This is a genomic window from Rhodococcus sp. GXMU-t2271, assembly GCF_041414735.1.
Classification (GTDB): Bacteria; Actinomycetota; Actinomycetes; order Mycobacteriales; family Mycobacteriaceae; genus Rhodococcus; species Rhodococcus indonesiensis.
Genome location: NZ_JAUIZP010000043.1, coordinates 35,725 through 48,837, shown reverse-complemented (window position 1 = coordinate 48,837; position 13,113 = coordinate 35,725). Strand labels below are relative to the sequence as shown.

Sequence of the window (13,113 nt, the reverse complement as noted above, 5' to 3'; positions counted from 1 at the left end):
GCCGCTCCGGGCCGTGCGGCTCACTTCTTCTTCGCGGCCGCCTTCGAGGCCTTCTTGAACTCCCGGACCTCCTGCAGGGTCTGCGCATCGACGACGTCGGCGATGGACCGCCGCGACCCGTCCTCGCCGTACTCCCCTGCGGCTTCCCGCCACCCCGCGGGCTGCACTCCGATCTGCTTTCCCAGCAGGGCGAGGAAGATTCGGGCCTTCTGGTCGCCGTAGCCGGGCAGTGCCTTCAGGCGCTTCAGCACCTCCCGGCCGTCGGGGTCGCCGCTCGTCCACAGGGCCGCCGCGTCGCCGTCGTAGCGGTCCGCGATCTCGGCGCACAGTGCCTGGATCCGTTCGGCCATCGATCCGGGGAACCGGTGCACGGCCGGAGGCCCGGCGCAGATCGCGGCGAACTCGTCCGGATCGGCCTCGGCGATACGGTGCACGTCCAGACCGCCGAGGCGGTCGGCGAGCTTCTTCGGTCCCGCGAATGCGGTCTCCATCGGCACCTGCTGATCGAGGAGCATCCCGATGAGCAGGGCGAGCGGGTCGGCGGCGAGCAACGCATCGGCGTCGGCATCACCTACGAGGTTCAACGTCGGTGCCATGCTCACGATCCTCGCATCCGGCGGGTGAACCGCGCGACGATCAGCCGCCCAAAGCGAACGCCACCAGGAATCCGAGGGCCGTGGAGATTCCGACCCACCAGCCGCCCTCCCGGTATACCTCGGGCATCAACGAGTCGGAGACGACCGCAATCGTCGCGCCGCCGGCGAAGGCCTGGACGAGTGCGATGCCGGCCGGGGGCAGTGAGTCGGCATACACCGTCGCGAGCACCACCACGAGCACCAGCAGTGCCGCCGTGGTGCCCCAGATGAGCACGGCTCGCCGCCGATCGAAGTTCGAGCGCATCGACGCGGCACCGGCCACGGCCTCCGGCACGTTGCCGACCGCGACGGCCACCAGCAACACCAGTCCACCGCCACCGGTGCCGGCGAGCGTCACCCCCAGGGCGGCGTTCTCCGGGATGCCGTCGAGCAATGCCCCGAGCATGAGCGCCCACCCCAGGGCGGCGGCGCCGAGCCGGCGCTCGATCAGCCGATCGGCGACGACGTACATCGAGGCCCCGAGCAGCAGCGCACCGCCGGCGGACCACAGGCCCTGGTCCGCGAAGGCGGGCGCGAACAGTTCGGTGGACACCGCGGCGACCATGGCGCCCGCACCGAAGGCCATCAGCGCCGCGAGCATCGGGCGGGGCAGGTCGTACCGAAGCCCGACCAGGGCACCGGCGAACAACGGCACCGCAGTACCCAGTCCGTACCACAAAGCTGTCAGCACCGTGCCACTCTACGGCAGTGCGTACCACCCGCCCGACCGGCACCGACGGGTGCGTAGTTCACGAAATCTATTGGGCGGCAATGCGTATTCGAATATCGGGAGCGGGGGCCCCTACGTAGGGTGAACTCGCCCCGGGTCCGGCGGTCATTCTGCTTCCCCCGCGGCGATGCCCACGCGGTCCTGCCACGCAGCCTGCGCACCGGAGTCGCCCACCCGGTACACCTGAACCGTCGCGCCGACCCCGACGAGGATCGCGACAAGAGCGGTGACCACGGTCAGAGACCGCATTCGTCCGGCAGACATCGACCGACGCGAGCCTGATACGTGCAGGGCCACGACCAGTATCACCGCTACGAACAGCGCGGCGGAGACGAACGGCATGGTGTCACCGAGTTCGGCATGGGTGTGCAGCAGTGCGGTGCGATCGACCCGATCCTCCAGCGACTCGCCGGCCTCGGTCGTCAGCGGGGTCAGAACGAGCAGTGCGGTGGCCAGTACCGCAATGGGCCATACGAGCCGGATCCGGGCAGCGGGCCACAGGGCGGAGAGCACGACTCCGACCGCCACGAGCGGCACCAACACTACGATGGCGTGCACGAGAAGTATGTGCGCCGGAAGTCCGTTGATCTGGGACATGCTGCTCCTCGGGAGAGGGATGACCGGTCATCTACTACTTTCTCGATAGTAGCAAGCTGGCCTGAGAGGAGTCTGAAACCGATGGCGCGGCGCCTACGCGGCACCCTGGAGCGGGAGATCGTCGATATCCTCGCCGACACGGACGAGCCGCTCACAGTGGCAAAGGTGAACGAATTGCTGCCGGGAACACTTGCGCACACCACCGTGATGACGACGCTGGCCCGCATGCACGGCAAAGGGATCGTCGACCGGACACCGTCCGGACGAGGTTACGCGTATCGGCTCGCCGCACCGATCGAGACTCTCCCGGCTGCCCGAGCCGCCCGGGACATGCACCGGCTCCTCGACAAGTACGGCCGCCGGGCGGACGTGCTGGCTCGGTTCGTCGAGGAACTGACACCCGACGACGAGCAGATGTTGCTGAGGTTGCTCGGACGCGAAGACGACGAGCCGGACGGGAGGAGCAGCGAACCGTGATATTGCCGGTCGTCCTCGCACCACTCGCGATGGGAGCCGCGCTCGGCGTCGGCGCCGAGCGGATCGCGGCACAGGCACGCCCGGCGACGGCGGTCCGGCTCCTCCCGATTCTCTCCGCACTCTGTGCTCTGGCAGGGCTCTCGTCGGCGACTGCCGTGGCTCTGACGCTCGTCCGGTACCGGTCCGGCACGACGTCCGTCGCAGTCGCGGCAATCCTCCTCGCCGCCGCGCTGTGGGCCGTCGGCGCAGGTCTGCGGCACCTCTGGCACGTCGGGAAGAGTCTTCGCGCCGCAACCCGGTTCTGCCGAAACCTCGCCCGGCCGGACGGCTACCTCCTCGCCCGGAGCCCTGTCGCCGACGCGTACTCCGTCCCCGGGCGACGGGGCGGGATCGTCCTGACGACGGCCATGAAGTCGGCTCTCACGGAGGGTGAACTGGCCGTGTTGCTGGCACACGAGCGCGCCCACCTGAGGCACCACCATTCCCGCTGGATCCAGATCGCCGAGACGGCGGCCGTTCTCCATCCGCTGCTGCGACCGGTTCCCGACGTCGTCCGCAGGGCCGCGGAGCGATGGGCCGACGAGGAGGCCGCCACCGACGGTCGTCGCACGGCCGCCCAGGCCGTCGCCTCCGCAGCCCTTGCGAGAAGCCGCTCCCTCGAAGCTCATTCGTCCACCACCCTTTCCGTGGCGGGCGGCGACGTCGTCGAACGCGTGCGCGCACTGGTCGATCCACCGAAACTACCGTGGGCTCGCCCGATTGCCGCGATGCTGATCGTGGCGATCGCGCTGGTGTCGTTCTCCGCTCTGCGGACAACGGACGTGGTCCAGGACGTGATCGTCCCGGAACACGAGACACCCCACCTCGTTCTGCAGCGGTAACGGAGCGAACGACGCCGGTCGTTCATCCCTCACCGTTCTGCGGCATCCGCCTGCACGTCGAACCGTTCGTGATACCTCTGCTCCGCTTCCCGCAGCACCCTCGGACTGAGCCGCGCGTGCGGCTGGATGTCGATCACCAGCGGTTCCTGGTCGGGTCCACGTCCGACCATCGTTCCCTTGAGCAACCACAGGAAGCACCCGACGGCCGCGTCCCGCGTGGCGTACCTGTGCAGCCGCCGCGCCACCCAGTCCTCGACGGGTCGGCGCCACCACGGCTCAGGGGCGATGGGCAGGACAGCCCAACCCGGGAGGGTGACGTTGCCTTCAACATCGCGTGTGGGGCCGTCCGCGGCGTCCGCCGCCGGTCCTGGGGAACAGCGCAGATAGATGAGCGGATCGCCGGCGACAAGTGCAGCGAGCTGATCGAGGCTCGCGATCACCTGCATGTCGTCCGGATCCGGATACATCTCCTCCCGTGGCCTCATCGACGACCCCGGTCCGTCGGATGACCGCAGGTCCCGTCAGCGAGGATCCGGCGACCTGCGCAGGAAATCTGTACCGATACTTCGCGCGTTCCGGGTTCTGCATCCTGGCGATGGTGGCTCCCTCCGTCGACGGGTCCCTTCGCGGACGCTGTCCGGATACCCGCTTTCCTGTGCGCTGTTCCCGGTTCGTAGGCGATCGTGTCCTCCGATCAGTGTGCCCGGACAGGGTCCGACGGGGTGAATGCCGATTCCAGTGCGTCGGCGATCCGTCGGTGCCCGATCTGATTGGGATGGTCACCGTCGTCGGTGAGCAACGCCGTGGGATCCACGTCACCCGCGGGACCCTTGAAGGCCGTGAGCAGATCCACGTAGATGGCTCCCCGGTCCCGGGCCACGGCCGCGATGACGTCGTCGGCACGCCCGGTGAGCACTGCACTGTCGCCGACGAATTGCGGCCCGTAGAGCCGGCGGGCCACGTCTCCGTCGGGGAAGACGTTCCAGTAGCCCGTCACGAGCACTGTGGACCGGCCCTCGGTGAGCTCCGAGATCCTATCGAGCACAGCCGTGAGGGTGTCCTCGAGAGCGGGGAGGGAATCGGCGAAACATCCGAGCCCGTCGTCGCCACCGCACTCCCCGTCCAGATAGGTGTCGAGCACGGCGTAGAAGTTGTTGGCGCCGATCGTGACGGTGACGACATCGGCGGCACTGGTCAGGGCGGCCTCGGGACGACCGTCTGTGAGCGCGTCGAGCAGGTCCGCGCTGGTCCACCCGCCCACACCGAGATTGGTGACCTCGACGGCCGTCCCGTCGCCGCCGGTCGACAGGTGCTCTCCGAAGAGGTCGACGAACGAGGCGCACTCGTCGCAGTTGCTCGCTGCCGGGATCGAATCCCCGAGACCGACGAGCAACGCGGACGGAGCCGACGCGGCCACCGACGGTCGAACAGCCGGCACCGGCTCCGGCGTCGTACCCGGAGCATCGACCGAACCGCACGCAGCCGCGACGAGAACGCCCGCCGTCGCTGCCACGAGCGACCGGCACGCTCGTCTCGTCGCCCGGTCCACGAGTCCAGGGTAAGGACCGGTCGCGACGTCGAGGACGCTGCCTCCGGCCGAATGTGGACGCTACCTCCGGCCGAATGTGACATACGTTCGATGTGTCCGAACTGGTGTGACATTCGGCCGAGAACATCGGGACATCCGGGTCGTGACGGCGGAGGTCGCCGCCGACCCGAGTTGTCCACAGGGTTGTCCACAGGTGGTGGATATGCTCGGCCCCGGCCGTCGTGTGACAGCCGGGGCCGAGGGACAGAACTACTCGCCGGCTACTTCCCGAGGGCCTTCTCGGTCGCCGCGAGCAACACGCACGTCGCCACGCCGTCCATGGCGGTGGCGAGTTCGTCCAGCGACGGGAAGCTCGGGGCGAGCCGGATGTTCTTGTCGTCGGGGTCGTTCTTGTACGGGAACGCCGAGCCCGCCGCCGTCAGCGCGATCCCCGCGTTCTTCGCGAGGGAGATGACCCGCTTGGCGGTGCCTTCCACCACGTCGAGGCTGATGAAGTAGCCGCCCTTCGGCTCGGTCCAGGACGCCACCTTCGACGACCCGAGCCGGTCCTCGAGGATCTTCAGCACGAGCGCGAACTTCGGCGCGAGCAGGTCGCGGTGCTTGGCCATATGTGCCCGCACCCCGTCGGCGTCGCCGAAGAAGCGCAGGTGACGCAGCTGGTTCACCTTGTCCGGACCGATGGTCTTGATGCCGAGGAACTTCTCGTACCACGCCAGGTTCTCGGCCGAGCTGCCGAAGAAGCTGACGCCGGCGCCGGCGAAGGTGATCTTGGATGTCGAGGCGAGGACGAACATGCGGTTCGGATGACCGGCCTCGGCCGCCATGCTCAGGATGTCCAGGGCGGGAGCCGCTTCCTCGACCAGAGGATGCACGGCGTAGGCGTTGTCCCAGAAGATCCGGAAGTCCGGCGCGGCGGTCGGCATCGACGCCAGCTCGCGGGCGACGCGCTCGGAATACACGGCACCGGTCGGATTCGAGTAGGTGGGAACCGCCCACATGCCCTTGATCTGCGGGTCCGAGCCGACGAGCGCAGCGACCTTCGCCATGTCCGGTCCGTCGTCGCGCATGGGCACCGGGATCATCTCGATCCCGTACGACTCGGTGATCGCGAAGTGCCGGTCGTAGCCGGGCGCGGGGCACAGGAACCGGACGACAGGCTCCTGGGACCACGGGCGCGGCGAATCCACCGTGCCGTGCAGCAGCGACGCGACGATCAGGTCGTGCATGATCTCGAGGCTGGCGTTGTTGCCGGCGATCAGGTTCTCGGTGGGGATGTTCAGGAGCTCACCGAAGATGGCGCGCAGTTCGGGCAGGCCGCGCAGGCCGCCGTAGTTGCGGCAGTCGGTACCGGACGCGTCGCGGTAGTCGTCGGCCCCGGGCAGCGACAGCAACTCCGCGGAGAGGTCGAGCTGCTCGGGGGACGGCTTGCCGCGAGTCAGGTCCAGCGTCAGCTTCTCGGCTTCGAGTCGCGCGTAGTTGTGGGACTGGCGCTCGTGCTCTGCGACGAGTTCCTCATGGCTCATCAACCCAATCTGGGTTTGGGTAGGCATGCGGAAGGACCTTTCACCGCGCCCAACGGCACGGGCATCGGCATCGGAAGCTAGGGGACCCCGCGCACCCGGCAGAGCCCGTTGACCCTTGCTGCCTTCCGGCCCTGGGGGAGTTCACAGGATGCGCGCCGCGCGGGATCCATCGGCCAGTGTAGACACACATCGCCTGCGACCGTGAATCGACCCTGTTGCGCCCCTCCGAAACCCGCGGCGACCTCCCCGTTTGGCATCTACCAGGTCGTATTCGGTATGCTTCCCCACGGAGGATTCGCCTAGTGGCCTATGGCGCTCGCCTGGAACGCGGGTTGGGTTAACGCCCTCAGGGGTTCAAATCCCCTATCCTCCGCCACGGCAACGGCCCGTGATCAGTGGAAACACCGATCACGGGCCGTTGCCCGTTCGAGGGGCACACAGTTCGTCGTGCACACGGTCCGTCGGGCACACAGCCGCGCCGTCCGCAGTCGTCCGCTGCCGCAATTGCGGGTGCGGACGGCTGAACGAGGCGCGGCTGTCTACACCAGCTCACTCGCAGGCGACGCCGTCGCCGTCGCCGTCCATCTTCTCGCTGTACCCGGGCTGACCGGCGTACAGCGGCGCCGCGCCCGCGGCCCGCGCCTCGGCGCAGTTGCGGTACGCCACGGCGGGGGCCGGAGCCGGCTCCGGGGCTACCGACGGGACCGGTTCCGGGGCTACCGACGGGACCGGTTCCGGCACCGTGGTCGCGGCAGGCGCAGGTTCCGGGGCGGCGGCACCGCACCCGGCGAGGACGCGGACCATCGCGTCGTGCTCGGCCTGGGTCACCCACAACCGGTAGAGGGCCTTGACCTCGATCTGGCGCGCGACGTACGTGCACCGGTACGACCGGTTCGGCGGCAGCCAGGTCGCGGCGTCGCCGTCGCCCTTCTGCTGATTGGCAGCACCGTCGACGGCCTGCAGGTTGCGGGGATCGTTGGCGAAGTTCGCGCGGGTCTGCTCGTCGAGCTGCTGGGCACCCTTCTGCCACGCGTCCGACAGTGCGACGACGTGATCGATCTGCACGTCGGCGGAGGTGTCCTGGCCGCGACGGAAGTCGATGGTCGTGCCGGTGTAGGCGTCGTGGAGGGTGCCGAAGAGGACGACGCAGTCCCGGGTGGCGGTCTTGTAGGTGATGTCGACCAGATCGCGCCGCAGGATGTCGTTGCGGGTGTCGCAGCCGTTGTGGCCGCCGTCGACGTCGACGTCGTCGCTCCACGCCGGACCGAAGAGCTCACGGTCGTAGCCGGTCTTGGGCGCTCGGCCCTTGATCGGCAGGGTCGCGAGCGTGGCCAGCGCCGACGTGGCGGACGCGTCCGCCGGGAGGTGGGTCGGCGAGGCCGCAGGAGCCGGTGCCGGGGTGGTCGTCACCGTCGGGGTCGCGGCGACGGTGGGCGCGTGGGACCGGGTGCCGGTGTCCGTCGCCGTGGCGCATCCGGTCAGCAGCAGGGCGGCCGCAGCGAGTCCGGCGCTCCATCCCGGTGTGCGGCGATTCGGGGACGGGCGGGACGGTGAAGCGAACACGCTGGGTACTCCTGGGGACGGGATGCGGCACGGCAGCACCCTCCGCGGGGGACGGAAGGGCGTCTCCGGGAGGTCGCACCGGACATCCCTTTCGTTACCAGAGGTAACAGCACGGATTGATTACGATTCGTCCGTGGTCGGATACGGCAGACAACTCACGGCCCTCGCCGTCGCGCTGTCGGGCCTCGCCGGGTTCGTCGACGCACTCGGGTTCATCACCCTCGGCGGTGTGTTCGTGTCGTTCATGAGCGGGAACTCCACCCGGCTGAGCGTCGGCCTGGCCGAGGGCGCCTGGGGTCCGGCCGCACTCACCGCCGGTGTCATCGGACTCTTCCTCGTCGGCGTCGTCCTCGGTGGGGTGGTCGCGCAACTGTCCGACCGCAGCCGTCGCGCCCGCAAGACCGCCGTACTCGCCACGGTCTCCGCGCTCCTGCTGCTCGGTGCGCTCGCCCACACCGCGGGCTGGACGCCCGTCGCGGTGGTGGCGATGACCCTCGCCATGGGTGTGGAGAACTCGGTGTTCCAGCGCGACGGTGAGGTGAGCGTGGCCCTGACGTACATGACCGGGGCGCTCGTCAAGATCGGGCAGCGGCTCGCCGCCGCGATGTTCGGCGGCCCCCGCTGGACCTGGCTGCCGTACCTGGGCCTGTGGCTGGGACTGGTGACCGGCGCCGTCGGCGGCGCCGCGGCGCATCGGATGCTCGGACTGCACGCCCTGTGGATCGCCGCCGCGGTCGCCGTCGCGCTCACCCTCGCGGTGCGGCACCTGCCCTACCGGCCGTAGCGGAAGCCGGTTCCCCACGCGGGCAGCGGTTGTCGGTGCCGGCGCCTACGCTCGTGGGCCATGAGGTGGTATGTGCCGAGCACTCCCAGCGCGGACCTCGCCGAGCACCTGGTGTGCGTGTGGTCGGCGGTCTCCGACGGGCAGACCCATCTCCTCGTCCCGGACGGATGCATCGACGTCCTGTGGATCGCCGACGTCGGCATCCGCGTGTGCGGCCCGGAGACGTCCGCGTGGTCGTTCACGCTGCCGGCCGGTGTCGTCTCCGCCGGCGTGCGGTTCCGCCCGGGTCTCGCCTCGTTCGCGCTGCGCGCGTCGGTCGCGCAACTCCGCGACACCCGCGTCGGGTTGGACGACCTGCTCGGTTCGGCCGGAGCCAGACCGCTCGCCGACCGGCTCGACAACGCCCGGACCGCCGCCGAACGGCTCGAGGTGTTCCAGTCCGCGGTGCGGCGCTGGCTCGCGCAGGACCTCGCACCCGACCCGCTGATCGGGCACCTGCGGCGGGCGCTCTCCGGGCACTCGTGGAGCGTGGGCGCGCTCGCCGAGACCGCCGCGCTCACCGAACGTCAGCTGCAGCGCCGCTGCAACGAGGCGTTCGGGTACGGCCCGGCCACGTTGCGATCGATCCTGCGCCTGCAACGGTTCATGGCCCTGGCCGACGCCGGACCCGCGCGCGGACTGGCCGAGCTCGCCGCGGCCGCCGGCTACAGCGACCAGTCGCACCTGAACCGGGAGACGCGCAGGATCTCCTCCCTGACGCCCACCGCCCTGCTCGCCGGGGAGGCGCCGCGGTGGCACGGCACCGGCTCGGCCCTCGATGTCCGAAGTATCCAATCCCGCGGCGACCGGGCAACGGCAGAATCTGCCGCATGACCGAGACCCTCTCCCCCGCCCGTCACTACCGCGACCTCGCGGCGAAGTTCACCGCACGTGTCGAGGCCGTGCCCGCCGACCGATGGGATCACCCGTCGCCCTGCGAGGGCTGGACCGCCCGCGACGTGCTGCGGCACGTCGTGGACACACAGCGGCAGATCGTCACCGTCGTCGGCCTGGAACTGCCCGCCGGACCGTCGCCGGACACCGACCCGTCCGGAGCGTGGACCACCACCCGCGACGGCATGCAGGCGATCCTCGACGATCCGCGGCGCGCCGGACTCGAGTACGACGGCCACTTCGGCCGCACCACCCTCGCCGCGACCGTCGCGCGGTTCTACAACTTCGACCTCGTGGTGCACGCCTGGGACCTCGCCCGTGCCGCGGGTCTGGACGACACCGTCGACGCCGAGGACCTCGACTTCGTGGAGGCGACGGCGCGGGCCCTGGGTGACTCGATCCGGATGGAAGGGGTCTGCGGACCGGCGGTCGAGGTGCCGGCGGACGCCGACCGGCAGACGCGGGTGCTCGCACACCTGGGGCGTCGCGCCTGAGCGGCGGTAGCCTCGGGGCATGCGCGCTCCGGGCTGGTGGCTTCCGGTGTCGCTGCTGGCCGTGGCCGCCCTCCTGTCCGGCCCCGCCGAGGTCACCCCGCCCGTGCCCGTCACGTCCGTCGGCATCCCGGCGACGGGACTGACCACCGACGTCCCGGCGACGTCCGCGACGATGTACGCAGGCGTGACCGATTCCGCCGACCCGCCGCTCCCGCGCGCCGTCGGCGAGCGCGGCGCACCGGCGTCCGTCGGCAACGAGTTCGACGAATACCCCTATGTCCGCTACGAACTCGAATTTCCCGCCGGAACCGAGGCGGTGACGATCCGGTGGCAGGGCCGCAGCGTCAACCTCGACGACCTCGCCCTGCACGTGCGCACCGACCGTTCGTGGGGCGAGCCGCGGGCCGTCGCCCGGCCCGAGGTGCCCGGCGGGCCGATCGTGCTCGAGGCGCGGGTCACCGACGTCGCCGGCCTTCTGGAGATCATGGTGATCGACGCGCCCCGCCGCGACCGGAGCTTCCGCGACGCCACACCGGACCAGGCGTTCGCCGACCCGGCGGACTACGACTTCGCGATCCAGCACCTCACCGACACCCAGTACCTCGCCCGCGACGACGCCGCCGTCTTCCGGGACATGACCACGTGGACGGCGCAACAGGCCCGCGCCCGGAAGATCGCCTACGCCGTGCACACCGGGGACCTGATCCAGTCGTGGATCCGGCCGGGCGCCCCGGACACCCGCGCCCGCACGGAGTTCGAGGTCGCGTCGGAGGCGATGGGAATCCTCGAGGCGGCCGGCGTGCCCTACGGTGTCCTGCCCGGCAACCACGACAACCTGTGGAACGTCGCCGGCCGGCTCGTGCCGGGCGAGCACGAACGCAACCATGCGCTGTACAACGAGTACTTCGGGCCGCAGCGATTCCGGGACCGGCCGCAGTGGGGCGACTCGGTGACCGACGCCGACAATTCGGCGCACTACGACCTGTTCGAGATCGCCGGCACCCCGTTCCTCGTCCTCTACCTCGGCTACAACCCGCCGGAGCACGTGCTGAACTGGGCCGAGGAGGTGCTGGCCCGCCATCCCGACCGCAACACGATCGTCGCCGCGCACTACTACCTCGACGAGGACGGCCGTCTCCGGATGAGTGGATTCGGCGACATCGGCGGCAGTTCGGGCCAGCAGATCTGGAACCGGCTCGTCGTGCCGCACGAGTCGGTGTTCATGGTGCTGTCCGGGCACGTCGACGGGCAGACGACCGTGACCGACCGCCCGATCCCCGGCAGCGACCGGCGCGTGGTCGAGATGCTCGCCGACTACCAGTACTTCCTGGTCGACGGCCGGCGCGCGACGGGTTTCCAGCGGTTGCTGCAGTTCGATCTCGACGGCGGCACGGTCGCCGTCACCACCCACTCGCCCACCCTCGGCAGTTTCCGGGTGGAGGATCACGACCCGCGGCGCCGCTACACCCCCGAGGACGGCGATTTCGTGGTGGATGTGCAGTTGCGTGCCGGCGTGCCCCGGGCGGTGATACCCGGATGATGACCGATCACCCTGGAGCCGAGACACGTTCGGCAGGCGCCGTTCGTTCCCGTTGAGGGCCTCCCCGAGTGCGTCGGCGGTGCGGTCTGCCGTTCGCCGCGATCGCGTCACCCCGGGCGGCGGCCACACCCGGGGTCCCCGGCGGACGAGCCGACCGGTACGTCGTTCTGCACCCGGACGGTCCCGGGGAGTTCCCGCCGCCGGGGGAATGCGGGATAATCGGCCCCATCCGATCTTCCGGAGGTTCCCGTGCGACTGAGCAACGTTCCGCTCCGGCTGGCCACCGGCGCCTTCATCCTCAATTCCGGGCTCGGCAAGCGTGATCTCCCGCCCGAGGCCGCGGCAGGGCTGCAGGACATGGCGAGCAAGGCGCTCCCCCGGCTCGGGAAGATGCGGCCGGAGACGTTCGGCCAGACCCTGTCGGCCGCCGAGATCGGCGTCGGCGCCCTGCTGCTGGCCCCCTTCGTCTCCCCGGTGGTCGCCGGTTCCGCGCTGACCGCGTTCAGTTCGGGCCTGCTCGCGATGTACTGGAAGATGCCCGGCATGCACGAGGGCGGGTCCTTCCGCCCGACCCAGCAGGGCACGCCGATCGCCAAGGACGTCTGGCTCCTCGGGGCGGGCCTGTCCCTGATCATCGGCGGGATGTCCGGGTAAGGGTGCCGTCGCTGGTTCGACACGACGCGCCGTGGGTACCGCGGAAACATGAACTCACGACGCACAACCTTGATGGCAGGCGTGTCCCTGACCGCACTCGTCGTGGCCGGGTGCGGTAGCGGTGATTCCTCGACGGACGACCAGGCCACCGTCGAGCCGCCCCCCACGTCGGAGACGACGACCACCGGCATGCCCACGGCACTGCCCGGCACGGACGGGATGGCCTTCCAGCTGCCCGGCGAGGGCGGTGACGACGACAAGGCATTCACCTACGACGAAGTCGCCGTCCCGGTGGGTTCGACGGTGACCGTCGAATCCGCGGAGGAGGGTGGCCGTACGACGGTCACGCTCGAGGCGAGCGGGCTGGCACCCAGCCGTGACTTCGGCGCGCACGTCCACACCCAGCCGTGCGGGCCGCAGCCGTCGGACGCGGGTCCGCACTATCAGAACGACGTGGATCCGGCGGCCACCCCGCAGTCCCCGTCGACGGATCCCGCCTTCGCCAATCCCGGGAACGAGGTCTGGCTCGACATCACCACCGACGGCAACGGCAACGCTCAGGCGTCGACGACGGTCGACTGGGAGTTCCGCGACGGCGAGGCGAACTCCGTGGTGCTCCACGCCGAGCGCACCAAGACCGGCCCCGGGGAAGCCGGCATGGCCGGTGCTCGTCTGGCGTGCATCGACGAGGACTTCTGACCGGGGTCCGACCACGGAAGGTGGACCGGACACATCGGGCAGGTGTCGTGCGGT

The 13,113-nt window shown here is 70.1% G+C and carries 15 protein-coding genes, 1 tRNA gene and 1 other RNA gene; 9 read left to right on the top strand and 8 right to left on the bottom strand.

Annotation, left to right across the window (positions count from 1 at the left end; all coding sequences use genetic code 11):
- Positions 1–20: 20 nt before the first annotated feature.
- From QYS60_RS16425 to QYS60_RS16415, 3 genes are all read right to left on the bottom strand, one after another.
- Complete coding sequence (locus QYS60_RS16425) at positions 21–596, bottom strand: HhH-GPD-type base excision DNA repair protein (protein WP_371383669.1); 576 nt, start codon at positions 594–596, stop codon at positions 21–23.
- Positions 597–636: 40 nt separating this feature from the next.
- On the bottom strand, positions 637–1,326 hold the full coding sequence (locus QYS60_RS16420; protein WP_371383668.1) for a ZIP family metal transporter: 690 nt from the start codon (positions 1,324–1,326) through the stop codon (positions 637–639).
- 144 nt (positions 1,327–1,470) lie between these two features.
- Positions 1,471–1,962, bottom strand: a complete 492-nt coding sequence (locus tag QYS60_RS16415; protein WP_003936875.1) for a DUF2231 domain-containing protein — start codon at positions 1,960–1,962, stop codon at positions 1,471–1,473.
- Here QYS60_RS16415 and QYS60_RS16410 point away from each other — a divergent pair.
- The gene (locus tag QYS60_RS16410; RefSeq protein WP_235157344.1) at positions 1,918–2,439 is read left to right on the top strand and encodes a BlaI/MecI/CopY family transcriptional regulator; all 522 of its coding nucleotides are present in this window, start codon (positions 1,918–1,920) and stop codon (positions 2,437–2,439) included. The genes QYS60_RS16415 and QYS60_RS16410 overlap by 45 nt on opposite strands.
- Complete coding sequence (locus QYS60_RS16405) at positions 2,436–3,320, top strand: M56 family metallopeptidase (protein ID WP_289377979.1); 885 nt, start codon at positions 2,436–2,438, stop codon at positions 3,318–3,320. Before QYS60_RS16410 ends, QYS60_RS16405 begins: the two co-directional genes overlap by 4 nt.
- A 29-nt stretch (positions 3,321–3,349) precedes the next feature.
- Here QYS60_RS16405 and QYS60_RS16400 read toward each other — a convergent pair whose 3' ends face one another.
- From QYS60_RS16400 to ffs, 4 genes are all read right to left on the bottom strand, one after another.
- The gene (locus QYS60_RS16400; protein ID WP_040782546.1) at positions 3,350–3,805 is read right to left on the bottom strand and encodes a DUF6098 family protein; all 456 of its coding nucleotides are present in this window, start codon (positions 3,803–3,805) and stop codon (positions 3,350–3,352) included.
- A 209-nt stretch (positions 3,806–4,014) separates the two neighbouring features.
- Positions 4,015–4,758, bottom strand: coding sequence for an SGNH/GDSL hydrolase family protein (locus QYS60_RS16395; RefSeq protein WP_371383667.1), 744 nt, complete (start codon positions 4,756–4,758; stop codon positions 4,015–4,017).
- Between the two features lie 371 nt (positions 4,759–5,129).
- Entirely contained in the window at positions 5,130–6,419 is a 1,290-nt protein-coding gene (locus tag QYS60_RS16390; protein WP_371383666.1) for an aminotransferase class I/II-fold pyridoxal phosphate-dependent enzyme, read from the bottom strand.
- 49 nt (positions 6,420–6,468) lie between these two features.
- Positions 6,469–6,563: signal recognition particle sRNA small type (gene ffs / locus QYS60_RS16385), an RNA gene on the bottom strand.
- A gap of 117 nt (positions 6,564–6,680) precedes the next feature.
- On the opposite strand from ffs, the gene QYS60_RS16380 reads away from it, so the two are divergent.
- A tRNA-Ser gene (locus tag QYS60_RS16380) sits at positions 6,681–6,768 on the top strand.
- Positions 6,769–6,941: 173 nt separating this feature from the next.
- Here the strand turns inward: QYS60_RS16380 and QYS60_RS16375 are convergent.
- Positions 6,942–7,955, bottom strand: coding sequence for a DUF1524 domain-containing protein (locus QYS60_RS16375; protein ID WP_371383665.1), 1,014 nt, complete (start codon positions 7,953–7,955; stop codon positions 6,942–6,944).
- A 133-nt stretch (positions 7,956–8,088) separates the two neighbouring features.
- Here QYS60_RS16375 and QYS60_RS16370 point away from each other — a divergent pair, with 133 nt between their 5' ends.
- The 6 genes from QYS60_RS16370 to QYS60_RS16345 all read left to right on the top strand — a co-directional run bounded on the left by QYS60_RS16370 (position 8,089) and on the right by QYS60_RS16345 (position 13,059).
- Positions 8,089–8,739, top strand: coding sequence for a YoaK family protein (locus QYS60_RS16370; RefSeq protein WP_054372973.1), 651 nt, complete (start codon positions 8,089–8,091; stop codon positions 8,737–8,739).
- Between the two features lie 60 nt (positions 8,740–8,799).
- Positions 8,800–9,612: a helix-turn-helix domain-containing protein gene (locus QYS60_RS16365; protein WP_371383664.1), complete on the top strand. Its 813-nt coding sequence runs from the start codon at positions 8,800–8,802 to the stop codon at positions 9,610–9,612.
- Positions 9,609–10,166 carry a TIGR03086 family metal-binding protein gene (locus QYS60_RS16360; protein WP_054372976.1) on the top strand — a complete coding sequence of 186 codons (558 nt, stop codon included), beginning with the start codon at positions 9,609–9,611 and terminating at the stop codon, positions 10,164–10,166. Before QYS60_RS16365 ends, QYS60_RS16360 begins: the two co-directional genes overlap by 4 nt.
- A 19-nt stretch (positions 10,167–10,185) precedes the next feature.
- A complete protein-coding gene (locus QYS60_RS16355; protein WP_371383663.1) occupies positions 10,186–11,706 on the top strand; it encodes a metallophosphoesterase in 1,521 nt (506 codons plus the stop codon).
- Between the two features lie 249 nt (positions 11,707–11,955).
- Positions 11,956–12,360 (top strand): hypothetical protein, encoded by a 405-nt coding sequence (locus QYS60_RS16350; RefSeq protein ID WP_003936886.1) that lies wholly within the window; start codon positions 11,956–11,958, stop codon positions 12,358–12,360.
- A gap of 48 nt (positions 12,361–12,408) precedes the next feature.
- Complete coding sequence (locus QYS60_RS16345; protein WP_371383662.1) at positions 12,409–13,059, top strand: superoxide dismutase family protein; 651 nt, start codon at positions 12,409–12,411, stop codon at positions 13,057–13,059.
- The last annotated feature ends 54 nt before the right edge of the window (positions 13,060–13,113 follow it).